Annotated in this window: 22 protein-coding genes; 10 read left to right on the forward strand and 12 right to left on the reverse strand. The window is 64.3% G+C overall.

What is annotated here, in order from left to right:
- Positions 1 to 84: 84 nt before the first annotated feature.
- Complete coding sequence (locus AC4FS3_RS21350) at positions 85 to 2,037, reverse strand: potassium transporter Kup (RefSeq protein ID WP_491022207.1); 1,953 nt, start codon at positions 2,035 to 2,037, stop codon at positions 85 to 87.
- 157 nt (positions 2,038 to 2,194) lie between these two features.
- Here AC4FS3_RS21350 and AC4FS3_RS21355 point away from each other — a divergent pair, with 157 nt between their 5' ends.
- The 5 genes from AC4FS3_RS21355 to AC4FS3_RS21375 all read left to right on the forward strand — a co-directional run bounded on the left by AC4FS3_RS21355 (position 2,195) and on the right by AC4FS3_RS21375 (position 7,073).
- A complete protein-coding gene (locus AC4FS3_RS21355; RefSeq protein WP_491022208.1) occupies positions 2,195 to 3,712 on the forward strand; it encodes a sensor histidine kinase in 1,518 nt (505 codons plus the stop codon).
- The gene (locus AC4FS3_RS21360) at positions 3,709 to 4,413 is read left to right on the forward strand and encodes a response regulator transcription factor (RefSeq protein ID WP_491022209.1); all 705 of its coding nucleotides are present in this window, start codon (positions 3,709 to 3,711) and stop codon (positions 4,411 to 4,413) included. Before AC4FS3_RS21355 ends, AC4FS3_RS21360 begins: the two co-directional genes overlap by 4 nt.
- Before the next feature lie 122 nt (positions 4,414 to 4,535).
- Positions 4,536 to 4,832: a ribbon-helix-helix domain-containing protein gene (locus tag AC4FS3_RS21365; protein ID WP_092902274.1), complete on the forward strand. Its 297-nt coding sequence runs from the start codon at positions 4,536 to 4,538 to the stop codon at positions 4,830 to 4,832.
- A gap of 115 nt (positions 4,833 to 4,947) precedes the next feature.
- Positions 4,948 to 6,657 carry a D-lactate dehydrogenase gene (dld, locus tag AC4FS3_RS21370; protein WP_491022210.1) on the forward strand — a complete coding sequence of 570 codons (1,710 nt, stop codon included), beginning with the start codon at positions 4,948 to 4,950 and terminating at the stop codon, positions 6,655 to 6,657.
- Positions 6,658 to 6,695: 38 nt separating this feature from the next.
- Positions 6,696 to 7,073 (forward strand): c-type cytochrome, encoded by a 378-nt coding sequence (locus AC4FS3_RS21375; RefSeq protein ID WP_491022211.1) that lies wholly within the window; start codon positions 6,696 to 6,698, stop codon positions 7,071 to 7,073.
- A 37-nt stretch (positions 7,074 to 7,110) separates the two neighbouring features.
- On the opposite strand, the gene AC4FS3_RS21380 is transcribed toward AC4FS3_RS21375, so the two are convergent.
- The 9 genes from AC4FS3_RS21380 to AC4FS3_RS21420 all read right to left on the reverse strand — a co-directional run bounded on the left by AC4FS3_RS21380 (position 7,111) and on the right by AC4FS3_RS21420 (position 16,462).
- On the reverse strand, positions 7,111 to 8,682 hold the full coding sequence (locus tag AC4FS3_RS21380) for a GMC family oxidoreductase (protein WP_491022212.1): 1,572 nt from the start codon (positions 8,680 to 8,682) through the stop codon (positions 7,111 to 7,113).
- Between the two features lie 13 nt (positions 8,683 to 8,695).
- Positions 8,696 to 9,235 (reverse strand): Twin-arginine translocation pathway signal, encoded by a 540-nt coding sequence (locus AC4FS3_RS21385; protein ID WP_198834921.1) that lies wholly within the window; start codon positions 9,233 to 9,235, stop codon positions 8,696 to 8,698.
- Between the two features lie 76 nt (positions 9,236 to 9,311).
- On the reverse strand, positions 9,312 to 9,707 hold the full coding sequence (locus tag AC4FS3_RS21390; protein ID WP_491022213.1) for a VOC family protein: 396 nt from the start codon (positions 9,705 to 9,707) through the stop codon (positions 9,312 to 9,314).
- Positions 9,708 to 9,869: 162 nt separating this feature from the next.
- Positions 9,870 to 11,027: a YncE family protein gene (locus tag AC4FS3_RS21395; protein ID WP_491022214.1), complete on the reverse strand. Its 1,158-nt coding sequence runs from the start codon at positions 11,025 to 11,027 to the stop codon at positions 9,870 to 9,872.
- A 59-nt stretch (positions 11,028 to 11,086) separates the two neighbouring features.
- Positions 11,087 to 12,496 (reverse strand): TonB-dependent siderophore receptor, encoded by a 1,410-nt coding sequence (locus tag AC4FS3_RS21400; RefSeq protein ID WP_491022246.1) that lies wholly within the window; start codon positions 12,494 to 12,496, stop codon positions 11,087 to 11,089.
- Positions 12,497 to 12,499: 3 nt separating this feature from the next.
- A complete protein-coding gene (locus AC4FS3_RS21405; RefSeq protein WP_491022215.1) occupies positions 12,500 to 13,555 on the reverse strand; it encodes a TonB-dependent siderophore receptor in 1,056 nt (351 codons plus the stop codon).
- Between the two features lie 175 nt (positions 13,556 to 13,730).
- On the reverse strand, positions 13,731 to 14,687 hold the full coding sequence (locus AC4FS3_RS21410; RefSeq protein ID WP_491022216.1) for a FecR family protein: 957 nt from the start codon (positions 14,685 to 14,687) through the stop codon (positions 13,731 to 13,733).
- Between the two features lie 68 nt (positions 14,688 to 14,755).
- Entirely contained in the window at positions 14,756 to 15,271 is a 516-nt protein-coding gene (locus tag AC4FS3_RS21415) for an RNA polymerase sigma factor (protein ID WP_491022217.1), read from the reverse strand.
- 120 nt (positions 15,272 to 15,391) lie between these two features.
- A complete protein-coding gene (locus AC4FS3_RS21420; protein ID WP_283179094.1) occupies positions 15,392 to 16,462 on the reverse strand; it encodes a LacI family DNA-binding transcriptional regulator in 1,071 nt (356 codons plus the stop codon).
- A gap of 289 nt (positions 16,463 to 16,751) precedes the next feature.
- Between AC4FS3_RS21420 and AC4FS3_RS21425 the strand changes: the two genes are divergently transcribed.
- The 5 genes from AC4FS3_RS21425 to AC4FS3_RS21445 all read left to right on the forward strand — a co-directional run bounded on the left by AC4FS3_RS21425 (position 16,752) and on the right by AC4FS3_RS21445 (position 22,282).
- Positions 16,752 to 17,810 (forward strand): ABC transporter substrate-binding protein, encoded by a 1,059-nt coding sequence (locus AC4FS3_RS21425; protein ID WP_491022218.1) that lies wholly within the window; start codon positions 16,752 to 16,754, stop codon positions 17,808 to 17,810.
- 71 nt (positions 17,811 to 17,881) lie between these two features.
- Positions 17,882 to 18,679, forward strand: a complete 798-nt coding sequence (locus AC4FS3_RS21430; RefSeq protein WP_491022219.1) for an ATP-binding cassette domain-containing protein — start codon at positions 17,882 to 17,884, stop codon at positions 18,677 to 18,679.
- Positions 18,672 to 19,919 carry a sugar ABC transporter permease gene (locus AC4FS3_RS21435; protein ID WP_491022220.1) on the forward strand — a complete coding sequence of 416 codons (1,248 nt, stop codon included), beginning with the start codon at positions 18,672 to 18,674 and terminating at the stop codon, positions 19,917 to 19,919. Before AC4FS3_RS21430 ends, AC4FS3_RS21435 begins: the two co-directional genes overlap by 8 nt.
- Positions 19,920 to 19,936: 17 nt before the next feature.
- On the forward strand, positions 19,937 to 20,665 hold the full coding sequence (locus AC4FS3_RS21440; protein WP_491022221.1) for an SDR family oxidoreductase: 729 nt from the start codon (positions 19,937 to 19,939) through the stop codon (positions 20,663 to 20,665).
- Between the two features lie 9 nt (positions 20,666 to 20,674).
- Positions 20,675 to 22,282 (forward strand): FGGY-family carbohydrate kinase, encoded by a 1,608-nt coding sequence (locus AC4FS3_RS21445; protein ID WP_491022222.1) that lies wholly within the window; start codon positions 20,675 to 20,677, stop codon positions 22,280 to 22,282.
- Positions 22,283 to 22,290: 8 nt separating this feature from the next.
- On the opposite strand, the gene AC4FS3_RS21450 is transcribed toward AC4FS3_RS21445, so the two are convergent.
- Both AC4FS3_RS21450 and AC4FS3_RS21455 read right to left on the reverse strand, forming a co-directional pair.
- Complete coding sequence (locus AC4FS3_RS21450; protein WP_491022223.1) at positions 22,291 to 24,048, reverse strand: ABC transporter ATP-binding protein; 1,758 nt, start codon at positions 24,046 to 24,048, stop codon at positions 22,291 to 22,293.
- Positions 24,045 to 25,004, reverse strand: a complete 960-nt coding sequence (locus tag AC4FS3_RS21455; RefSeq protein WP_198834909.1) for an acetamidase/formamidase family protein — start codon at positions 25,002 to 25,004, stop codon at positions 24,045 to 24,047. The genes AC4FS3_RS21450 and AC4FS3_RS21455 overlap by 4 nt, the downstream gene beginning before the upstream one ends.
- Position 25,005 lies beyond the last annotated feature (1 nt).

Raw genomic sequence — 25,005 nt, forward strand, 5'->3', positions numbered from 1 at the left:
CGGTGGACCGTGGCGGGACATGTCCCGCCCGGCTTAAGCCAGACTTAAGCCGGGCGGGAGCTCTGCGCCAGAGCGGGGCAGACTTCAGAGGCTCACCTGGGTGCCGATCTCGACCACACGCCCGGCCGGAATGCGGAAATAATCCTGGGCGCTGGCGGCATTGCGCGACATCCAGATGAAAAGCCGGGCCTGCCACATCGGCATCCGGGGCCGCACAGACGGGCGCAGGCTGCGGCGCGACAGGATGAAGGAGGTCGCCATGATGTCGAATTTCAGTCCCTTTTGCCGCGCCAGCATCAGGGCGCGCGGCACATCCGGCTCTTCGGCATAGCCATATTGCAGGATGATGCGGCGAAAGCCCGGGGCGATCTCTTCATATCTCAGCCTGGTCTCATCGCTCAGCCGGGGCAGATCGCGGGTGACGATCGAGAGGATGATATTCTGCTCATGCAGCGCCCGGAAATGTTTCAGACTGTGCAAAAGCGCAACCGGCGCGTTTTCGGGCGAGGCGGTCAGGAAGACGGCGGTGCCCGGAACCTTCGCGATGCGGTCACTGCCCAGCCTGGTCACCAGCGCCGCCAGCGGCAATTGCCCCTCGGCATCTTTCGCCTGCACAATGGCAGTGCCGCGCCGCCAGATCAGCATGACGACCAGCAAGGCTCCGGCCAGCGCCAGCGGCACATAACCCCCATCCGCCACCTTCATCAGGTTCGAGCCAAAGAAAACCACTTCCAGCGCGACCAGCGGGCCCATCACGGCGAGGATCGCGATCACCGGCCAGCGCCAGTGCCAGCGCACCACCACCATTGCCAGAAGCGAGGTCACCAGCATCGCCCCCGAGACTGAGATCCCGTAAGCCGCCGCCAGCGCCGAGGAGCTGCCAAAGGTCAGCACCAGCGCCAGCACCCCGAACATCAAAAGCCCGTTGATCAGCGGCAGGTAGATCTGGCCCTGCTGTTCCTCGGAGGTCTGGCGGATCTTCAGCCGCGGCAAAAGCCTGAGCTGGATCGCCTGCTGCGCCAGGGAAAACGCACCAGTGATCACCGCCTGCGAGGCGATCACAGTGGCAAGCATCGCCAGCACCACCATCGGCACCAGCAGCTGCGGCGGGAACATAAGGTAGAAGGGACTTTCCAGCGCTTCGGGGCGGGTCAGAAGTTCAGCCCCCTGGCCCAGGTAGTTCAGCACCAAAGCCGGGAAGGTCAGGTAAAACCAGCCGATCCGGATGGGTCTGGCGCCGAAATGGCCCATATCGGCGTAAAGCGCCTCGGCCCCGGTGACAGCCAGAAAGACCGACCCCAGCACCGCCAGCGCCACGCCCTGATGCGCCAGCAGGAACTGCAAGGCGTGATGTGGCGACAGGGCAGAGAGAACCTCAGGCGCTTCGCAAAGCCGCCAGAGCCCGCCCGCCGCCAGCACCAGAAACCACAAAAGCATGACGGGGCCGAAAAAGCGCGACACAAAATCGGTGCCGTGTTTTTGCACCCAGAACAGCAGGACGATCACCGCCATGGCAACCGGCTCGACAAAGGGCGCTGTACCAGGTGCGATCAGCTTCAGCCCTTCGACCGCGGACAGGACCGAGACCGCCGGCGTGATCACGGCATCACCGGAAAAGAGGGCGGCGCCGAGGATACCGAGCACCACGAGGATCAGCGCCCTGCGGCCGCGCATCTGGCCAAGCGCGCGCTGCGCAAGCGCCAGCAGCGACAACGTGCCGCCCTCGCCGTCATTATCGGCGCGCAAAAGGATGCCGACATATTTCACCGACACGATCAGCGTCAGCGTCCAGATGATCAGCGAGATCACCCCGAAGATGTTCTCAGCCGGCACATGACCCCTTGTGGCGCCGCTCGCCACCATCGCCTCGCGCAGCGCATAAAGCGGCGAGGTGCCGATATCGCCATAAACCACGCCCAGCACCCCAAGCGTGAGCGCCGCCATGGCGGGTTTTCGGGCACTGTGCCCTTCGCCAGGGATGGCATGCGGTGTGTCCTGCGGTTTTTCCGGCGCGGCGGTCAGCGCAATATTCTGCATTGTCTTTCTCCTGTCCGTCGGGGCTGTGGCAGAAGCCTCGTGACGGTTTCACAGATCTGTGCTTCGCCGTGTAAGGAAGCGATGGGGAAAGCGCCGGGCGGCATAAGGATCGCATAAAGATTGTGGACAAATCCGGTGGCCAGGGTTTGATCAGCACATGGAGCCAGTGTTTGTCTATCCTCCCGTTTCCGGCCCGCGTCCGGCCGGTCCCCTGTCGAAACGTCCGCAGCAGATCCTGGCGGCGGTGCTGGTGCTCGTCGTGGTGACGGCTATTGTGGTGCCATCGCGCGGCTGGATGAGCGAGATCGTCGCATTATTGCTTTTGCTGATGGCGGTCCTGGTCAATGCCGCCGCATTCGGTTTCTGGCCCGGGCTCGGTTCGGCGCTGGTTGCGCTGGCGGTGTTCAATTTCTTTTTCGTCGAGCCGCATCTCAGTCTGATGGCGGCGCAGCCCCAGGATATGGTCGTATTGCTGGCTTTTCTGACGGCGGCGGGTCTGACCGGGTTCCTCGCCGGGCGGATGCGCGAACAGGTCGACAGCGCGCGGGACCGGGCTGTGGTGCTTGAGGTCCTGTCCTCGGCCAGCGGTGCGCTTGGCCGGGCAGGCAGCGAGGCGCAGATCCTCGATACCGTGATCCGCCATGTGACCACCCTTTCTGACGCGCCGGTTGCGCTGCTGAGCCGCAGCCCCGCCGGGCTGGTCCCCGCGCCTGGCAGTCTGACGCCGCGCGAGGCGGATCTGCAGGCGGCGGAACAGGCGCTGATCCGGGGCCGGGTCGAGATGGCGATTGCCGATGGCTGGACCGGGTCGCATCTGACCTTCCACCCCCTGCCTCTGGGCGCGGCGGCGCGCCATGCGATCGGGCACCGGCTGCCCGAGGCCGTCGACCGCGATACCGGCTACCGCGAACAGGCCATCGACAATGTGCTGCGCCAGGCTGGTGCCGCGCTGGAGCGGCTGGAACTGGGCCGAAAAGCCAGTGAAGAGCGCGAGATTTCCGACCGCCAGGCCTTGCGCGCCGCGCTGCTCTCGTCGCTGTCGCATGATCTGCGCACGCCGCTTGCAACCATTCTCGGGTCTGTCACCACTTTGCGCGACCTGCGGGGCAGCCTGCCGCCCGAGGCCCAGGAAGATCTGCTGAGCGCCACATCGGAAGAGGCCACTCGGCTGGCGCGCTATGTCGAAAACCTGTTGCAGATGACGCGGCTGCTGACGGGGGCTTCGGTCGCGCTGCACCCGGTTGCACCGGCGGATTGCGCCCGGGCCGCCGCCAGCCGCGCGCAGCGCGCCTTTCCCGCCGCCTCGATCAGCGCCGATCTTCCCGACCTGCCGCTCGTGATGGCCGAGGCGGGGTTGGTCGAACAGGTGGTGTTCAGCCTGATCGAAAACGCGAAAGCCTATGCGCCGGGGCCGGTTCTGGTCACCGGCGCAACGGACGGCCCCGATATCAGACTGGAGGTCCAGGACCAGGGGCCGGGCCTGCCCGAGGCGGTGCTGGCCTGGCTCGCCACCCCCGATCTGACCCGGGGCGAAGAGAAAAGCGGCCTCGGCCTGCCGATCTGCAAGGGGATCGCGCAGCTCCTTGGCGGGCGGCTGGAGGCCCGGCCCGGCCCCGGCGCGCGGCTCGCCCTGATCCTGCCGGCGGCCTCTGCGGGCGGGGGCGGCCCGATATGACCGCACGCCAGCTTATCCTCGTGGTCGATGACGAGCCGCAGATCCAGCGCTTCCTTGTTCACGCGCTGACGGCGTCAGGCTATGACACCACCCTTGCCGCAACCGGTGCCGGCGCGCTGGAGGCGGTTGCGCAGCACAGGCCCGATCTGATGGTGCTTGATCTCGGGCTGCCGGATATGAACGGCAAGACGGTGATCGAGCAGCTCCGGGCCAGCTCTGACCTGCCGGTGATCGTGCTTTCGGCCCATGATCAGGAAATGGAAAAGATCCTCGCGCTGGATCTGGGCGCCAATGATTTCGTGGCCAAACCCTTTGCCATTGGCGAGCTGCTGGCACGGTTGCGTGCCACATTGCGGCCAAGACGCGCCGCCGCAGGAGGGACGGCGGGGCCGGCAGCCTTGCTGCGCAGCGGCAACCTTGCGCTGTCGCGCGATCTGCGCGAAGTGACCGTGCTGGGGGCTCCGGTAAAGCTGACCCCGAAAGAATTCGACCTGTTGCTCGCGCTTCTGGAACAGCCGGACCGGATCGTGACCCATCGCCAGCTTCTGCTCAGGGTCTGGGGGCCGGCACATGTCGAGGATATCGTTTATCTGCGGGTCTTTATCGGGCAGCTGCGGCAAAAGCTCGACCTGGCCGGCTTTGATGCCAGCGCGATCCGGACCGAGGCCGGGATCGGCTATCGCTGGGTCCATCCTGACTGAGTGCCGCGTCTTATGCCGTCTTGTTCAGGCCAGATTGCGGTTTTGCCGATTCCTGCGCTGGACGCCCCGCCCCGGGCGGGCATAGACTGAGGCAACATCAAACGGGAGGAGGACCGGATCAGATGTGTGAATTATTCGCCAGGCAGGATCCGGACCGTTATGTGCCGGTCACCCGCCGCATCCGCCTGAACGGGCAAAGCACCTCGGTGCGGCTTGAGGCGGCGTTCTGGACGATCCTGGACGAGATCGCCCGTGAACAGGGGGAATCCACCGGGGCGTTTCTCTCGACGCTGCATCGCGAGGTGCTGGAATTCCACGGCGAGCCGGGGAATTTTGCCTCGCTTCTGCGCTGCACCTGTCTGGTGCGCATGGAAACCCGCCGCGCCGCCCAGATGCCGGTCAGCCGCGCCGTGGCCTGATAAGGCCCCGCAGTAAAACGCCCGACCACAAAAACGCTTTGCGGACAATATGATACTACCCGCTTCGCACCGGGCGCGGCCATGATGGCGGCCGGGAACCGGGTGGGAGAGAGAGATGCGCGACAGGGGTGAGCTGCTGGCCGGGCTGCGTCAGCTGATCGGATCCGGTCATGTGCTGACCGGCGCGCGCGCCACGCGCCGTTTCACGCGCGGCATCCGCTATGGCGGCGGTCAGGTCGAGGCGGTGCTTTGCCCCGGATCGCTGGTCGGGATGTGGCGCGCCCTGAATGCAGTGATCGCGGCGGGTCGGGTGGTGATCTTTCAGGCGGCGAATACCGGCCTTACCGGCGGCTCGACCCCCTGGGGGGACGATTATGACCGGCCTGTGGTGCTGATCAGCGTCATGCGGCTGCGGGGTATCCATCTGATCGACGCTGGCAAACAGGTGCTCTGTCTGCCCGGATCGACGCTGGACGGGCTGGAGCGCACGCTGAAACCTCTGGGCCGCGAGCCGCATTCGGTGATCGGGTCAAGCTGTATCGGCGCCTCGGTGCTGGGGGGGATCTGCAACAATTCGGGCGGCGCGCTGATCCGGCGCGGCCCGGCCTATACCGAAATGGCGCTTTATGCCGAGGTGCGGGCGGATGGCACGGTCGCGCTGGTCAACCATCTGGGCTTTGATCTCGGCGATGACCCCGAAACGATCCTTGCAAGGGTTGAAGCAGGCGACCTGCCGGCACCCGCTCCGGGCGAGGCCTGGGGGTCTGACCGCGACTATGCTGGACATGTCCGCGATGTCGATGCGGACACGCCGGCACGGTTCAATGCCGATCAGCGACGGTTGCACGAAGCGTCGGGATCGGCGGGCAGGCTCGCGGTTTTTGCGGTGCGGCTTGACACATTCGAGGCCGAAACCGAGACTGCCGTATTCTGCATCGGCACCAGTGACCCGGATGAGCTGACCGCGATCCGCCGTGATATGCTGGCCGGGTTCAACAGCCTGCCGATTGCCGGCGAATATATCCACGGCACCGCCTGGGATATTGCCGAACGCTACGGCAAGGATACATTCCTCCTGATCCGCCGGCTGGGCACGCAGCGCATTTCCGGCGTCTTCGCGCTGAAATCAAAGATCGATGGCTGGACCGAACGGCTGGGCCTTGGCACCACATTGTCGGACCGGGTCGCGCAGGCCCTGTCGCGGCTTTTCCCGAAACATCTGCCGCCCAGGCTGCGCGATTTCCGCGCGCGCTTTGACCATCACCTCTTTCTGCGGATGGGCGGTCAGGGCATCGCGGAGGCCCGCGATTACCTTGCGCGCCGCTTCCCTTCCACCAGTGGCGATATGTTCGAGGCCACGGCCAGCGAGGGCGCTGCCGCCTTCCTGCACCGGTTTGCCGTGGCCGGGGCTGCCAACCGCTACCGCGCCGTGCATAAGCGCGAGGTCGAGGATATTGTCGCGCTCGATATTGCGTTGAGACGCAATGACCGTGACTGGGTCGAAACCCTGCCGCCGGAGCTTGAGGCGCAGATCGCGCACAAGCTCTATTACGGGCATTTCTTTTGCCATGTCTTCCATCAGGATTATGTGGCGAAAAAGGGCACCGACTGCCTTGGCCTGGAACATGCGATGTGGAAGATTCTGGACCAGCGCGGCGCCCAATACCCGGCGGAACATAATGTCGGGCATCTTTATAAGGCGCCGCCGCAACTGGCCGCGTTCTACCAGGGGCTCGACCCGACCAACAGCCTGAACCCAGGGCTTGGCCAGACCCCCACCGCCCGCAACTGGCAAGGCAGCTCATGCTGCGGCCAGACCCACTGATCCCCCGATTACCCGAGCTTTTGCCAGGAGTGCTGTCCGTGAAGACCCCCGTTTTGTCCCTGTTGATGTCTTTGTCCCTCGCGCAGGCCGCCTTTGCCGGTGATGCGGAACAGGGCGAGAAAGTCGCGAAGAAATGCTTCGCCTGCCATGCCTTTGCGGCGGATGCGCCCCCGAAAGCCGGGCCGAACCTCTTCGGGATCATCGGGCGCAAGACGGCCTCGGTCGAGGGCTATGCCTATTCCAACGCGATGAAGGCCTGGGGCGAAGAGGGCCATATCTGGACGGCGGAAGAGATCGACGCCTTTATCGAGGCCCCGAAAGCCGTGCTGCCGGGCAATAAAATGACCTTTGCCGGGCTGAAAAAGCCCGAGGAACGCGCGGATCTGCTGGCGTATCTCGCAACGCTGGGCGAGTAAGGCAAAGGGCGGAACCGAGGTTCCGCCCTTTTCTCTTTCAGAGGTTCTGTTTCGACAGCTCGCCGGCGATGAACTCGGCCTGACGGATCGCAAGGGCGACGATGGTCAAAGTCGGGTTCTCGGCTGCGCCGGAGGTGAATTGGCTGCCATCCGAGACGAAAAGGTTCGGGATGTCATGGCTTTGGCCGTGTTTGTTCACCACGCCGTCCCGCGGATTTTCCGACATCCGGTTGGTGCCGAGGTTATGCGTCGACGGATAGGGCGGCGTCGGCAGGGTGCGGGTTGCCCCGGCGGCACGGTAGATCGCCTCGCCCCGTGCATAGGCGTGATTGCGCATCGCGATATCATTGGGGTGATCATCGAAATGCACATTCGGCGCGGGCAGGCCGAACTGGTCGACAGCGGTGGCCGACAGCGTGATGCGGTTTGTCTCCTGCGGCATATCCTCGCCCACGATCCACATCCCGGCCATGTTCTCATAGCCATCCATCGCCGAGGTGAAGCTGCGCCCCCAGCCGCCCGGATCAAGGAAGGCCGCCATGAAGGGGATGCCAAGCGACAGCGTCTCCAGCTCATAGCCGCCGACGAACCCGCGCGACGGGTCAAGCCGTGCCTCGTCCTGCACGATCCCCGCCATGGTGGTGCCGCGCCACATCTTCACCGGCTTCTCAAACACGCCGTAGACCGATCCGGTAACGTGACGCAGATAGTTGCGTCCGACCTGGCCCGAGGAATTCGCGAGCCCGTCCGGGAACATCGAAGACGCCGAATTCAAAAGGATCCGGGGGCTCTCGATCGAGTTGCCCGCGACGCAGACCACGCGCGCTTTCTGGAAGTGGTGATTGCCATCCTTGTCGGCATAAAGCACGCCGGTGACGCGGCCTTTGTCATCATGCTCGATCTTCAGCGCATGACAACGGTCGCGGACCTCAAGATTGCCGGTCGCCTCACCCTTGGGGATATCCGTATAGGCCGAGGACCATTTCGCGCCCCATTTGCAGCCCTGGAAACAGAACCCGGTCTGCTGGCAGGCGAGACGGTCATCGTAATCGACCGAATTGATCGCCATGCGGCCGGTATGGACCTCCTTATAGCCAAGCGCCTTCGCGCCCTTTTCCAGCACCTTGTAATTGTTGTTGCCGGGCAGGCCCGGGCGGTCGCCGGTGCGGGTCACGCCAAGTTTGGTCTCGGCCTTTTCATACCAGGGCGCCATTTCCGCGCCATCAATCGGCCAGTCGAGCAGGTTCGCCCCCGTCACATGGCCATAATTGGTGCGCGCCTTCCATTCATGGTCCTGGAAGCGCAAGCTGGCCCCCGCCCAGTGGATCGAGGTGCCGCCCACGGCCTTCACGATCCAGGCCGGCAGGCCCGAAAAGTCTTTCGCCACCCGCCAGTCGCCCGATGTGGTGCGCGTGTCGGTCCAGGCCAGCTGAGCAAAGCTGTCCCATTCGTCATTGATGTAGTCTTCCGGCATATAACGCCCGCCGGCCTCCAGCGAGACGACCTTGACGCCCTTTTGCGCCAGTTCATTCGCCAGAACACCGCCGCCCGAGCCTGTGCCGATGATCAGAACGACGGAATCGTCGTCCAGTTCAAATTTCGCAACCATTGATCCGCCCCCCTCAGAGCCAGCTGATATCGTCAAAACCGCGATGCAGATAACCGCCCTGGCTGAAGGATTCACCCTCATAGCCAAAGATCGGCCAGACGGCCTTCTGGTTATAAAGCCCCGTCACAAGGCCGCCGCGGATCTGCTGGAAGAAAGCGGAGTTCTCCATGCCGCGCAGCAGGGCCACCCGGTCATCCTCCCACCCGATGGAGAGGTAATCCGCATGTCCGGCGCCCTGCGCGGCGGCATTCAGCGCGGCAATCCCGGCTTCAACCCCCGGGGCAGCTTCGGCCGTGTCATAGCCTTTGACGGCAATGACATAGAATTCATCGGCGATGCGGTCATGGGGGTAGATGTCGCGGGCCATGCGGACCAGCGTGGCCATGGTCTCGGGCTTCAGCGTGGTCGCCTCATAGGCCCAGGCGGCATCGGGGGCGGCGATAAAGCCCGCGCCGATGATCATTCCCGCGCTTGCGGCAAAGCTGCGCGAGATCAGCTGGCGACGGGTGAGGGCGTTCCCCCTCAGTCCGCGATTTGCGGTCAGGGTCGTCATAGTCTCCTCCTTGCTTTCTCAATCGGCTGGGAGTTCCCGGCGCGGCTCCTCTTCCGCGCAGGGCTGCCGTTTCAGATTATTGGTAGCGCCCCGCGCGCTGCAGCACTTCGATCTGGTAACCGTCGGGATCGGCGATAAAGAAAAACCGGGCGATGACGTCGCCGCCAGGCGCGAAATCGACCAGTTTGCGCGGCGCAAGACCGGCAGCTTCCAGGCGCGCATGTTCTGCATTCACATCAGTGACCGAGACCGCGAGATGGCCGTAGGCGTCGCCCAGGTTATAGGGGTCAGCACGGCCCTTGTTGACGGTCAGCTCCAGCTCGAACCCGGTTTCGGCATTGGCGAGATAGATCAGGGTGAAGGTCTCAAAATCGAGGCGTTCCACCACTTTCAGGCCGAATGCCTGGTCGTAGAATGCGAGCGAACGGGCTTCGTCCAGCACGCGGATCATGGTGTGAATCATCCGGGCCATAGTGTCTCCTTGCTTTGGCACAGCAAAGGACAGAACCGGGTCATGGGGGTAGTATCATGCTACTGACGGGAAAATTGTTCCCCTGCTGCGCTGAAATGACATGGCCCGTGCCAAGGGCGCGGGCGTAAGGGCAGGGCGGCTGCGGGCGGCCTCCGGTCGGGGTCAGGGGGTCTTCGCCGCCATCAGATCGCCAAGGATCGCCAGATCCAGCCGGATCACCGATCCGATTGTGCCCGGGGCATACTCCGGATGCTTGTCATTCGAAGGTTCCGAGACCGAGGCGAACAGGACCTGGCCGCTCTCGTCCAGCGCAAGATTGCTCGGGAAGGTCTTGACCGCGAGATCACGGGTGACGCTGTAGTCTTTGGTATTGACCACGGTGATGCCGCCGGTGTCGTCGCGTATCTGGCTGTTGATGCCATACCAGGTGACATAGGCTTCGTCGCGCAGCGGGTTCCAGATCACATCCAGCGCGCCGGGACCAATCGGCACCTGGGCCAGAATACTGCCATCAGCGGTGTTGAAGACGTAGAGCCTGCCCTCATGGCTGTCGACCGCAAAGAGCCGGCCACCCGCCGCATCCAGCGAGAGGTTCACCATGAAATGCGCGGATTTATCGCCCTGACCGGGCGGCGTGTCACCGGTCGAGAAGGTGGTGATCTTCTCGCCGGTTTCCGCGTTCAGGACGAGGATTTCCTCGGCCCCGCCGCCCCCGACATAGAGACGGTCACGCCCGTCAAACGCCAGACCCGCCGCCCAGATCACGGCATTATCGGTGCGAGAGGTGACCTCGCCGGTTGCGCCGTCGATGATCCAGACGATGCCCTCATCGGTCGGGCCGGTGACAAAAACGCGGCCCGTTGCCTGATCGACCTCGATCATGCGGGTATGTTCCATTTTGCCATTGGCTCCGGTTTTCCCGAGCTGGATCATGCGCAGGAACAGGCCGCTGCGCGCATCGATCACCGACAGGGATCCGTCTTTGGTATTGCCGGCGTAAAGCAAGCCCCGCGCGTGGTCGACCGCCAGCGCGAAGGGCCGGCGTTTCAGCTGAATGCGCCGGATCGGGGCGAGAGTGTCTGCGTCGAGCATATAGACATCGCCCGATGCGCCATCGGTGAAATCGGGCACCGAGGCGGCAAACACCGCGCCGAGCTCGGGAACCGAGAGCACCTCATAGCCGCCGGGAATGGTGCTGGTGCGGGTGGCGGCGGGCGCGAATTCGTCCGGCAGCATCTGAGGAAGGCCCTCGGCCAGCAGGGGCGATGCGGTGAAGAGGAGGACTGCCAGCGCGAGCCCCCTGCGTGGAAGAAAAGTCATGGGAAATCTGCCTTTGCGAGTGGTCTGAAAGCCCCGGCGGCCAGCACCGGGGCCAGGCATCAGAAGCGCGATGTCAGGGTGAACATCGCATTGCGCGGCTCGCCATAGACGCCTGCGACGCTGGCGGAATGGTAATAGCTCTCATCGAAGAGGTTGTTGATGTTGAGCTGTGCCGACCAATTGTCGTTGATGTCATAGCGCAGCATCGCATCCACTACCGCGAAAGAAGGCTGCGAATTCCGCACCGACCCGACACCCGGAACGCCCAGCGTGTTCCAGCTTTCGCTCTGCCAGCGCGCGCCGCCACCGATGGTCCACTGGCTGTTTTCGCCCGGCAGATTGTACGTGGTAAAGATCTTCAGGGTATTTTCCGGCAGGAAGCTGTTGGCCTGGCTGCCATCGGGGTTGGTGGCCTTCATCTTCGCCGCGCCGAAGAACAGGTTCCAGCCGGGCGTGATCTCGCCCGAAACTTCCAGCTCGATGCCGCGGGTCGACTGGCCCATCGCGCCGTAATAGGCCTGATCGTTGCTGCCTGGCACATAGATCGGATTGCCATTGGCATCTTCCAGACCGGTCGCGACATTGTCCTGATAGGTGCGGTAATAGGACAGCGAGGCATTCAGCCGCCCTTCATACCATTCGCCCTTGATGCCGACCTCTTGGCTTTTGCCCTCAACCGGGTCGAGGTAATTGCGGTTGGTGTCACGATAGCTTTGCGGGTTGAAGATCTGAGTATGGCTCGCAAAGACCGAGATGTCGTCGGTGACATCATAGACAAGGCCGAAATAGGGAGTGAAAACCTTGAAATTGCGGGTATCCGCGCTCCAGTCGGTATAGCGAAGACCGAGAATTGCAGTCAGCGGGTCGGCCAGCGAGACCCGGGCCGCGCCATAGGCGGAGTATTCCGTGGCCTTCCTGGTCCACTCCCCGGCCTGGGGCAGGGTGAATTGCGGCCGGGGCAGGCTGCCATCCCAGCTATGGACACTGCCCATGACCGGCTGCGCCCCGACGATGGCATAGTCATCCGCCTTGCCCCAGTCGCGCCCGGCATGGAGGCCGAAGTTCAGATTATGCGTGCGGCCAAAGGCCTCGACAGGGCCGGAGACCGAGGCATCCAGCGCGATCTGGCGCGCCCATTCCTCGGCCTTGCGGGCAAACAGCGTCATGCCAAGGCCGGTCACCGGGTCCGGTCGGCCATAGAAACGGGTGTTTTCTGCCGAATAGCTGCGCAGCACACCACTGAGCGTCGCATTGCCGGTCCAGCCGCCGCCGAAATCATGGTCGGCCCGGATCGTTGCCATATCCTGTTTGCTCGACCAGAACGCCCAATATGGCGCGCTCGACCAGTTGCGCGGGAAAAGCGTCGGCGTGCCGTCAGCGAAGAGCGTCGGGAAGGCACTCCATTCCGAGCCCTTCGGGTCGTGATTGCGGTGTTCATAGCTGAATGACAGCGTGGTCGCGTCATCTATATCCTAGGCCAGCGTGCCATAGATCGTTTTTTTATCAACGCTGTATCGGTCGCGGAAACTGTCGCCGCTGTAGAGGTCGATGACCAGACGCCCGCGCAAAGACCCGCTTTCATTCAGCTTGTTCGAGACATCCAGCCCCAGACCCATGCGGTTCCAGCTGCCATAGCGTGTCTCAATGTTGCCGGTCAGCTCGGTTGCAGTGGCCTTCTTGCGCTCCATCCGAACAGCGGCAGAGGGGTCACCGGGGCCGGTCAGCAGGCCGGTCGCGCCGCGCACCACCTCGGCATGATCATAGGTCGAGGTCGAGGATTGCAGGCCTACCCCGGACATGAAGCCGATGCCGCCATCGATCACCACACCATCCACGATATAGCTTGAGACCCATTGCCCGCGCGACCAGGTATTGTCGCGGTCGGTCTCGAAAATCGCCGAATGCACGCCGGTCGTGTAGGCCAGCATCTGCTGTGTGGTGCCGAGATTCTGGTCTTTCAGCCGCTGACTGGTGATCACGCTCACCGATTGCGGCGTTTCCTTCAGGCTCATCGGCAGGCCGGTCGATCCTGTCGCCGCGCCCGTGGTATAGGAATTGCTGCCCTCTGTGGTGGTCGGGGCAGTGACCAGCAGGATCGTCCCGAGGTTCTGCGCGCCGTCCACAGTGCCGCCAACACTGGAGGCGTCGGAGGCGTTGCCGAGAATGGTCACAGTGGTGGCGCCGGTGAAGCTGTAATTCAGCCCGGATCCTGCCAGAAGTCGCGACAGCGCCTGTTCCGCCGTCATCGTGCCGCTGACCGCCGGGGCCGTCGCGCCCGCCGCGACAGAGGTCCGATACGCGATCTGCAGCCCGGTCTGCCGCGCCAGATCCCGCAGCGCCTGACCCAGCGGTTTGGCCGCAATATCCAGCCGGTGGGTCGTCGCATTCTGCGCCATGACCGCAGGCGCGGTCAGCACCATAAGCGCCGGACCACCTGCGAGCACACCAAGACTGAGCGCAGTCCCCGAGAAAAGAACGGTCAGGCGCCGCGCGGCCGCGCGCCGGAAATGGAGGAAACTGGCAGGCATCAGACCCTTACCCTTTCTGTCATTGCAACGGACCCCATCGCCGGGGCCGGTGAAGCGAAGAGCGTGGGTATTGGCCTGCCTGGACCCTTCCTATCAGTGACGGGTGAGGCCCGGTTTTGCCTAAAGACAAAAATGAAATAATTTTGCGGACCTGGCATTGAGGCCCCGTCGCAGCTCAGCTCAGCAAGATCATGACCTGCGGAATACGCCGGACCGACAGGCCCTGGGTCAGTGCCAGTGCCCCGATGGCCTCATGCGCGGCGCTGGTCGAAAAGACCGCGCTGACCGGCAGGGCGGCATCAACGCCGGGTCCGAGCATCACCTTTTCGGGCACATACCGCGCGAGTTCGCTCACCGCCTGGTCAAAGCGGCGGCCGTCAAAGATGATCCGGCCCTCGCGCCAGGCGAAGGCGATCTCGCGGTCGACCGGGCCGAGCGCGGCCACCGCCAGGCCCGTGCCATAGACCGCCTGTTCCGATGCGCCAAGATCGAGCGCCTGGCCCAGAGCGGAACTTACCCGCACCCGACCCTCGGATACCGTGACGCGCGCCTCGCGATCTGCAAGCCCGACCGAGAACAGGCTGGCCTGCGCCTCGGTTACACCATCCAGCGCCGTGACCCGCAGGGGGCTGGTTCCGGCCTGCACCCGGAACTCGGCCTCGCCGCGCAGGAGCCTGACCTGTCGCTGCCCTTGCGTGAATTCCAGCGCCAGCGCGCTGTCGGTGTTCAGCGTGGCGATCGTGCCATCGGGAAGGGTCATCCCCGCCATCTCGCCAAAGCCGGTATGAAGATCGGCGGTCCAGTCCTGCCAGCGATGCGGCAGATCCAGCGCCCATGCTCCGGCGCCTGCGGCGATGCCTCCGGCCAGAAAACCGCGCCGTCCGATCCGGGGCGCGGCAGGCTTTGCCACCGGCGGGACCGGGCCGGCCACTTCCCCAAGCCCGTCAAGCTGTTGCCAGAAACGGCGTTCCCCGGCAAAGGCGCGGGCATGGGCCTCTGACTGTGCCTTCCAGGCGCGGAACTGTTGCAGCTCTGTGGCGGCCACCTCGCCCGAGGCAAGACGCACGACCCAGTCCCGCGCCTCACGGGCGAGCTTTGCATCGGCCTTGGTCCGGGGGGCGGCGTCACTCATTCCTGTGGCTCGGCGATAACCCGTTGGCGCCCCGACCTGCCGGAGCAGAGCGGCACGGGCAGGGCGGATCAATCGTTCATGGCGTCGCGCAGATCGGCAAGATGCTCCAGCGCGCGGCGGATGTGATAATAGACAGCTTCGTCGCTCATTTCGAGACGTTGCGCAATCTTGCGATGCGGCACCCGGTCGATCCGGTTCATCAAAAAGATGCGCCGGGTCTTTTCCGGGAGTTCCGTCAGCGCCGACTGCACCCGGGCCAGCATCTCCCGCCCCATCACGGCGCGCTCGGCCGAGACCTCATCGGATTGTTCCCACAGAAGATCGCGCACCTCGGCGTCGATCTCTGCGCGGCGCCGTTCCTTGCGGAAATGATCGCGGATGCCGTTTTTGGTGACCTGAGACACGAAACCCGCCGCATTCGCTATGCCGCTGTCGCTTTGTGCCGTTTCCAGCCGGATCCAGGTGTCCTGGACCAGATCTTCGGCCAGCGCGCGGTTGCCCAGCTGCGCATGGGCCATGGCGAGAAGCCGGGGCCGCAGCGTCATAAAGGCGCCAATGAGTTCGCCGAGCCGCTTTTTTTCCAAGACTGGTCACCCTTGGCTGGTTGGACAGGGGTCTGTTTCCGGGCAAGCGGTAGCCGCCCCGGTATTTCCTGACAAGAGGCCCTGGGAATTATGGCGCACCGGTGTTGCATGGCGGTCCGCTCAGTCGGCGCCCACTGTTGCGGCAGTGCCCGCAAAGGGCTGCGGTGCGAAATGGGTGGGGATCTCGCTCAGCCCCGGAGCAGGGTCATCGGCGTCGATCAGGCGGAACAATGCCCCCAGCATCGCCGGCACATCCTGTTGCACCATAACGATATTCTCTGTCAGCACCGCCGCCAGCGGATCCCAGTCGAAACAGCCCACATGCGGCGCGACAGAGCCGAAATGCCCGCTGGAGCGCGTCCAGTGCAAAACGCCTTCCAGCGCGATGGTCGAATTGACGAATATGGCGCGCGGCAGCTGGCCGCGCCTGGTGGCCAGGGCTTCCAGCGCGGTGATCGCCCGGTCCGGCGCGTAGCCGGTGGCGAGAATCATCGTCTCATCCACCGTGATTCCGGCCTCTGCATGGGCGGCACGAAAGCCCCGGATCCGCTCGGATGTGTTGTGATCGCTTGCCCTTCCGCCGATGAAGGGGATCGGCTCGCCGCGATGGCGCTGGCTGGCCGAGGCGGCAAGGATGCGCCGTGTCAGTGCCAGCGCACCGCCAAAATTATCCGAGATCACCGAAGGCGCGCGGCTGCCGGGCAGATCGAGGTTGAGCGAGCGCACCCCCGCCGCCTCGCAGATCTTCGAGATCCGGTCGGGATCGGTGGCGCCGGTCGCAATCAGGCAATCGACCTGATGCGAGATCATCTCGCGCGCTGCCTGTATTTCCAGCGCCGGGTCGCGCATCGTGCAGGTAATGATTGGGAAAAGGTCGCGTTCCCGCGCCATCGCCTCGAAGCGTTCAACGATAGACCCAAAATAGCGGTTGTCGTATTTCGGCACGATCATCCCGATCAGCCGTGATTTTTCCCGCCGCAGGCCGCTGGCCTGAAGGTTCAGCGCATAGCCCTGTTCCTCGGCCGTGCGGGTGATGCGTTCCGCGAGCGAGGCAGAGATTCGCCGCTTTTTCCAGGTGCCGTTAAGAACCGCGCTGACCGCCGTCGGCGAGGCGCCCACCAGCACCGCCAGATCGTAAATCGTGGTGCGCCGCGCACGCGTTGGCGCAGGTTTTGGTCGGAGTGGTGTCACGGTTTCCTCATTCCCTGGAAATGCAGCTTGACAGTTTCGCTGCGCTGACACAACCTTTTGCTACATCGGTTGAGCAGGAGGGCTACATCGATGGAACACGAATAATCTGCGCCACCGGCCCGGTTTCGGGAGCCTGGGGAGGATATCAGCAAAGTCAGAAATGCGCCGGATCACCGGTGTTTTCTGGCGGCGCATCTCTCCTCGTCGGCCTCACCATCCGGAGCGGGATTGGCCGTGTCGGCGATCAGCGGGGGCATGGGCCGCCCGCCCCATGTGGAGGAGAGACGAGATGAAATTTCATGCCTTGCCCGCAACGGCGCCCGTAATGGCGACAGCGCTGGCCATGTTGCTTGGTACTGCTGCCCTGGCGGAGCCTTCGGGTGTGGTGGGCTTCCTGATGCCCGACCAGGCTTCGACCCGCTATGAAGAGCATGACTTCCCCGGCTTCAAGGCCGAGATGGACAAGCTTTGCCCGTCTTGCGAGGTGATCTACCAGAACGCCAATGCCGATGTGGCACTGCAACAGCAGCAGTTCAATGCGCTGCTGACCCAGGGCGCAAAGGTCATCGTGCTGGATCCGGTCGACTCGGCGGCGGCGGCGGGGCTGGTGACGCTGGCGCAGGCGCAGGGCGTCAAGGTCATCGCCTATGACCGCCCGATCCCGGCAACGCCGGCTGATTTCTATGTGTCTTTCGACAATGAAGGCATTGGCTACGCCATCGCGAAATCGCTGACCGATCATCTGAAAGCCTCGGGCGTCGCAGATGGGGCAGGGGTGCTGCAGATCAATGGATCGCCCACCGATGCGGCAGCCGGGCTGATCCGCGACGGCATCCATCGAGCGCTGAAGGAATCCCCCTACAAGACGCTTGCCGAATTCGACACGCCCGATTGGGCGCCGCCGAAGGCGCAGGAATGGGCGGCGGGTCAGATCACCCGTTTCGGCGCCGAAATTACCGGTGTGGTCGCGGCGAATGACGGCACTGGCGGCGGCGCGGTTGCGGCCTTCAAGGCGGCGGGCGTGAGCCCGGTTCCCCCCGTGACCGGCAATGACGCGACCATCGCGGCGCTGCAGCTGATCATTTCGGGCGACCAGTATAACACGATCTCGAAACCCTCTGAGATTGTGGCGGCAGCGGCGGCGAATATTGCGGTCACCTTCCTCAATGGCGAAACGCCCGAGGCAAAGACCACGCTTTATGACACGCCGTCCGAGCTCTTCGTTCCCGCCGTGGTGACGAAGGAAAACATCAAGGCCGAGATCTTCGACAAGGGGATCCAGACCGCTGAGCAGATCTGCACCGGCGAATATGCCGAAGGCTGCAAGGCGCTCGGGATCACCGAGTAAGCTCCCGTGCTCTGGCCCGACCGCATTGCTCCCTGGCGGTCGGGCCACATTCTATTGCGGAAGGCGCAGCGATGAGTGACGACAAACCCCCGAAAGGGGAGCTGCTGTTGCAGCTCACAGGTGTTTCAAAGAATTTCGGGGCCGTGTCGGCGCTGAGCGATATCGAGCTTGAGGTCCATGCCGGTGAGGTCGTGGCGCTGGTCGGCGATAATGGTGCCGGTAAATCGACGCTGGTGAAGGTGCTGGCGGGGGTGCATCAGCCCTCGGCGGGCGAGGTGCGGTTCATGGGGAAACCCGTGACCCTCGACAGCCCGGCCAAAGCGCTGGATCTGGGGATCGCGACCGTCTTCCAGGACCTTGCTCTGTGTGAAAACCTCGATGTCGTCTCGAACCTGTTTCTCGGCCATGAGATTTCGCCCTGGCGCCTCGACGAGGTGCAGATGGAGGTTCGGGCCTGGACGCTTTTGCGTGAACTTGCGGCGCGGATACCCTCGGTGCGCGAACCCGTCGCCTCGCTTTCGGGCGGGCAGCGCCAGACGGTGGCGATTGCGCGCTCGCTGCTGACGGACCCGAAGATTATCATGCTGGACGAGCCGACGGCGGCGCTTGGCGTGGCGCAGACGGCCGAGGTTCTGAACCTGATCGACCGGGTGCGCGCGCGCGGGCTCGGTGTGATCGTTATCAGTCATAATATGGAAGATGTCCGCGCGGTGGCGGACCGTATCGTCGTGCTCAGGCTGGGGAGAAACGGCGGGGTCTTCACGCCCGAGTCCAGCAACCAGGAGCTGGTTGCCGCCATCACCGGCGCGTCGGAAAATGCGGTCTCGCGCCGCGCAAGCCGCAAGGCGGCGGAGGAGCATCATGAGTGACGTGAAACTCGCCCCCAAACCCCTTGACCGGGCGGATGAGCGGGTCAGAAACGATGACAGCCTTTCCGGTGCGGTGCGGCTGTTCATCGACCGGGTGCGGGCGGGCGATCTCGGCATCCTGCCGGTCGCGGTCGGGCTGGTGGTGATCTCGGTGGTTTTCTCCAGCCTGAACCCGGTGTTCTTGCTGCCAAATAACCTTGTGAACCTGCTTTTTGACTGTGCGACAGTTGGGGTGATCTCGCTTGGCATCGTCTGCGTGCTGATGCTGGGAGAGATCGACCTTTCCGTGGGGTCGATGAGCGGCTTCGCCTCGGCCCTGGTGGGTGTGATCTGGGTGAATATGGGCCTGCCTTTGCCAGTGGCAATTGGGGCGGCTTTGCTTGCGGGCCTGGTGATCGGCTTTGTCTATGCCACGCTTTACACAAGGCTTGGCATGCCGAGTTTCGTGGCGACACTTGCCGGGCTTCTCGCCATTCTGGGGATGCAGCTTTACATTCTTGGGCCGACCGGCTCGATCAACCTGCCGTTTTCCTCGCCGCTGGTGGCATTCGGACAGCTTCTGGTGATGCCGGCCTGGCTGTCGCATGGCCTCGCGCTGATCCCGGGGCTTGTCGTGCTGTTCGGCGGGCTGAACACCGCGAAACGCCGCCGCGCCGCCGGGCTGACCGCGATGCCGCTGAGCCTTTTGCTGATCAAGGCGGGCGTCCTGACGGCGGCACTGCAATTCGCGGTCTGGTACCTGAACCTTGGCCGTGGCGTGCCGTGGATGTTCGGTCTGTTCGTCGGCCTTGTCGTTGCGATGCAATATGCGCTGACCCGCACCAAATGGGGCCGTTCGCTTTTCGCGGTCGGCGGCAATCGCGAGGCGGCGCGGCGGTCGGGCATCAATGTGCGGCGGATCTATTATTCGGCCTTCATGCTGTGTTCCACGCTGGCTGCTCTGGGCGGGGTGCTGGCGGCGGGGCGGCTGGCGTCATCAAGCCAGCAGGCCGGCACGGGGGATGTGAACCTGAACGCCATTGCGGCGGCAGTGATCGGGGGCACGTCTCTCTTTGGCGGGCGCGGTTCTGCCTGGGCGGCGCTTCTGGGCATCATCGTGATCCAGGCGATTTCCAACGGGCTGACGCTTCTGAACCTGTCGTCGAGCCTGCGTTACATGATCACCGGAGCCGTGCTGGCCATTGCTGTGATCGTCGATTCCCTTGCCCGCCAGTCGCGTGCGACCCATGGGCGCGGTTGATATACAGGAGTTAAGAAATGGCTGAATCAATGCAGGACAAGGTCGTTGCGGTCACCGGTGCGGCCTCGGGGATCGGGCTGGAATGCGCCCGCACCCTGGTCGCGGCCGGTGCGAAAGTGGTGCTGATCGACCGTGCGGAAGACCGGCTTAAGCAGCTTTGCGCCGAGATGGGCCCGAACGCGCTGCCTTTGGTCGTGGATCTGCTGGATGGCAAGCAGGTCTCAGCGATCCTGCCGAAGATCCTTGATCTCGCCGGGCGGCTGGATGTGTTCTATGCCAATGCCGGCGCCTATATCGGTGGCCCGGTGGCCGAGGGCGACCCCGACGCCTGGGACCGGATGCTGAACCTCAATATCAATGCGGCCTTCCGGTCTGTGCATGCGGTGCTGCCGCATCTGATCGCACAGAAATCCGGGGATATTCTCTTCACCTCCTCGGTCGCGGGCGTGGTGCCGGTGATCTGGGAGCCGGTCTATACCGCCTCGAAATTTGCGGTTCAGGGCTTTGTCCATGCCACCCGCCGCCAGGTCGCGCCGCATGGTGTCAGGGTGGGCGCGGTGCTGCCCGGTCCGGTCGTGACCGCGCTGCTCGATGACTGGCCGAAAGCCAAGATGGATGAGGCGCTGGCCAATGGCAGCCTGATGCAGGCGAAAGAAGTGGCCGAAGCGGTTCTCTTCATGCTGACCCGTCCCCGGACCGTGACGATCCGCGATCTGGTGATCCTGCCCGCGACCTTTGATCTCTGAGGCACTGCCATGACCACTGCCCCCAAATATCTGATCGGTGTCGATGTCGGCACCGGCAGCGCCCGCGCGGGTCTGTTTGACCAGACCGGCCGCCTGCTCGCATCGGCAAAGCGCGAGATCACGCTCTGGCGCGGGCCGGGGGCGATGGTCGAACAATCCAGCGCGCAGATCTGGGGGGCGGTGGCGCAATGCGTGCGCGAGGTGATGGCGGGGGCAGATCCTGCCCTCGTCGCCGGGATCGGCTTTGACGCGACCTGTTCGCTGGTGGTTCTGGGCGAGGGCGGCGTGTCGCTGCCCGTTGGCCCGTCGGAAGACCCGGCACGTGATGTGATCGTCTGGATGGATCACCGTGCGGTCGATCAGGCCGAACGGATCAACGCACAGGGCCATGCGGTTCTGGCCTATGTCGGCGGTAAAATCTCGCCCGAGATGGAGACGCCGAAGCTTTTATGGCTGAAAGAAAACCGGCCGCAGATCTTCGCGGGCGCGCGGCATTTCTTTGACCTGGCAGATTTCCTGACCTGGAAGGCCACAGGGGATGAGGCGCGTTCGACCTGTACCGTCACCTGCAAATGGACCTATCTGGCGCATGAAAACCGCTGGGATCCGTCTTACTTCCGCCAGATCGGGCTGGAAGAGCTGGCCGATGAACAGTTCACCCGTATCGGCACGCGTGTGGTGCCCCCGGGAACGGCGCTTGGCCATGGGCTGACGGCGGCGGCTGCGGCCGATCTTGGCCTTGCGCCCGGCACGCCGGTTGCGGCGGGGATGATCGACGCCCATGCCGGTGGCATCGGCACGGTCGGGATCGAAGGCTCGCCCCTGACCCATATGGCCTATGTTTTCGGCACCTCGTCCTGCACCATGACCTCGACGGCAGAGCCGGCCTTCGTGCCCGGGGTCTGGGGCCCGTACTTCTCGGCCATGGTTCCGGGGCTCTGGCTCAGCGAAGGCGGGCAATCGGCGGCGGGGGCGGCGATTGACCAGCTGCTCGGTTTTCACCCTGCAAGCGCCGGGGCCAGGGCGGAGGCCAAAGTCCAGGACCAGTCACTGGCGCTCTGGCTGACGCAGCGGATCCTTGCCCGCGCGCCTGATCTGTCACAGGCGGCAGCGCTGGCGGGGGATCTGCATGTGGTGCCGGAATTCCTTGGCAACCGCGCCCCCCATGCCGATCCGCATGCCCGCGCCGTGATCGCGGGGCTGGGGATGGAGCGCGATCTGGAAAACCTCGAGGCGCTTTACCTCGCCGGGATCTGCGGCGTGGCTTACGGGCTCAGGCAGATCCTTGATGTGCAGGACGAGGCCGGGGCCAGGGTCGAAAAGATCGTGATTTCCGGCGGCGCCGGGGAATCGCGGCTGATCCGCCAGATCCTTGCCGATGCAACCGGGCGGGTGGTGATGGGCTCGGCCTCGGATGAGCCGGTGCTGCTGGGTTCTGCCACACTTGGCGCGGTCGCAGGCGGGCTTTTCCCCGATATGCGCTCCGCCATGGCCGGGTTGTCCGGCCCTGGCGAGGCGCATCAGCCGGCGGGCGGTGGGGTGAAAGCGCTGCATGAGCGGCGCTTTCGGGCCTTTACCGCGCTGCAAAAGGCGGCGCGGCGCGCGCGCGGGGCGTAACGCGGCGCTTACCGCGCGACGAGGTGGCCGCCGCCGATATCTTCCAGCTGCACCCGGTCCGGTCCCTGACCCAAAGGCCAGACCGGGCTCGGGATCTCGCCCGCCATCCGGGCCGCAGCTGCGCGCGGGCGTTTCGGATCGGGCACCGGCACGGCTTCCAGCAGGCGCTGTGTATAGGGGTGCTGCGGGTTGCCAAACAGCTGCGCGCGCGTGCCCATCTCGACAATCTGGCCGAGATACATCACCGCCACCCGGTCCGAGACATTCTCGACCACCGCCATGTCATGGCTGATGAACAGAAAGCTCACCCCCATCTCGCGCTGCAAATCACGCAGCAGCTCCAGCACCTTGGCCTGAATCGACACATCCAGCGCGGCGACGCTTTCATCGCAGACGATCAGCTTCGGCTTCAGCGCCAGCGCGCGGGCGATGCAGATCCGCTGCCGCTGACCGCCGGAAAACTGATGCGGGTAGCGATTATAGACCGCAGCCATCAGGCCGACCCGCTCCAGCAGGTCACAGACCCTTGCGCGCTGCTCTGCCGCCGTGCCGATACCATGGATCAGCAATGGCTCGCGGATGAGTTCGCCGACCGTCATCCGTGCATCAAGCGCCGCCATCGGGTCCTGGAAGACGATCTGCAAATCCCGGCGCAGCGCCTTGCGTGCGGGTCCGTCAAGCTCTGCCAGCGCCCGGCCTGCGACCTCGATCCGCCCGCTATGGGGCACGAGGCCGACCAGCGCCCGCGCCATGGTCGATTTCCCGCAGCCGGATTCGCCGACCAGCGACAGCGTCTCGCCTTTGAAAATCTCCAGCGAAACCTGCTCGACCGCATGAACCTGCGCCGTCACCCGACCGAGCAACCCCTGGCGGATCGGAAAGCGGACCGAGACGTCCTGATAGCGAACCAGCACATCCTCTGTCGCCGTCGCGGTCCGCGCCGGCCCCCCGCCGATCCTTGGCACGGCGGCGAGCAGCTCACGCGTATAGGTTTCGCGGGGGGCCTCGAAGAGGTCGATCGTCGGGGCGGTCTCTACGACCCGGCCCTTTTGCATCACGATCACCCGGTCGGCCATTTCCGCAACCACGCCCATGTCATGCGTGATCAGAATGACCGCCGTGCCCAGTTCGCGTTGCAGGTCGCGGATCAGATCCAGCACTTCGCGCTGCACCGTCACATCCAGCGCCGTGGTCGGCTCATCGGCGATCAGCACATCGGGTTTCAGCGCAATCGCCATGGCGATCATCACCCGCTGACGCATGCCGCCGGACAGCTCATGCGGGAATTGCTCCAGCCTGCGCTCGGGCTGCGACAGCCGCACCGCCTTCAGCGCCTCAAGCGCACGGGCGCGGGCCTCGCGCATCGACAGCGCCTCATGCGCCCGGATCGCCTCGGTCAGCTGGCGGCCGATGGACATGACCGGGTTCAGGGCCGTCATCGGCTCCTGAAAGATCATGGCGATCCGGGCACCACGCAGGCGTTGCATCTTTGCCTCGGAAAGGCCGGTCAGCTCGGTCTCGCCCAGATGGATCGTGCCGCCGGTGACCCTGACCGCTGGCTGCGGCAACAACCCCATGATGGCGAGCGAGGTGATCGACTTCCCCGAGCCGCTTTCCCCCGCAATCGCCAGGGTCTCGCCGCGTCTGAGCTCAAGGCTCAGTCCCTCGATAAGGGGGATCAGCCCCTGGTCGGAGCGTGCCGAGACCTTTAGGTCCCGCAGCGAAAGCACCACATCATCAGCGGGGGAAGGCGCGGGCATGGTCATTCGAAAACCGCACGCGGGAAGTAGAAGCTGACCACTACATTCGGCATATCGACAATCTCGGAGATTCTGAGATCGCCGCAGACTGAACAGAGCATATAGGCGTCGACCGGCTCGAGTTTCTGCGTCACGCAGAGCAGGTCGATCATCGCCGAAACCGCATCCTTCGCCGCCGTCCAGAGATCGGGTCCGATGCCGGTTGTCGCTTCATAGCCTTTCGCGTCAAGATGGCGCGTTACCGGCCCTGGTGTGGTGAAACGCGGGGTTTTCAGCGGCTGGCCTTTGATCAGATCAAGGGTCAGTACCACATCGAACGGGCTTTCAATCGCAGTGCCGCAGACCTCGCCATCGCCCTGGGCGGCATGGGTGTCCCCTACGGAAAACAGCGCGCCTTCAACTTCGACCGGCAGGTAAAGCGTTGTTCCGGCGCTCAGATCACGGATGTCGAGATTGCCGCCCACCCGGCGCGGCGGCACGATCGAATGATGCCCTGCCTCGGCCAGCGCATTGCCGATGGTGCCGGCGAAAGGCTTCAGCGGCACACGGGCGTGGCGGCCGAACAGGGCGGGTTCCAGGCTGGTCGCATCGAATTTCCAGACATTCAGCGCCGGTTCCTCGAACTGGTCGGTCAGAAGGCCAAAGCCCGGGATATTCGCGGTCCAGCCAAAGCCCGCGCCGTCGCGCTGTTGCGGCGTGAAGCTGTCAATCGTGACCTTCAGCACGTCCCCCGGCTTTGCGCCATCGACAAAGACCGGCCCGGAGACCGGGTTGATCTTGCCAAAATCCAGCGCCGCCACATCCGCGACAGTCGAGCGGGGGCCAAGCTGGCCCCCGGAACTGTCGAGGCACTGGAACAGGATCGTCTCACCCGGGGCGGCTTTCAGCGCGGGCGCGAAAGAATTGTCCCAGCCGAAATGGTGCTGATGGGCGTGGATCGTATGATTGCAGTGCTTACACATG

The sequence above is a fragment of the Pseudogemmobacter sp. TB195 genome (genome assembly GCF_058313095.1).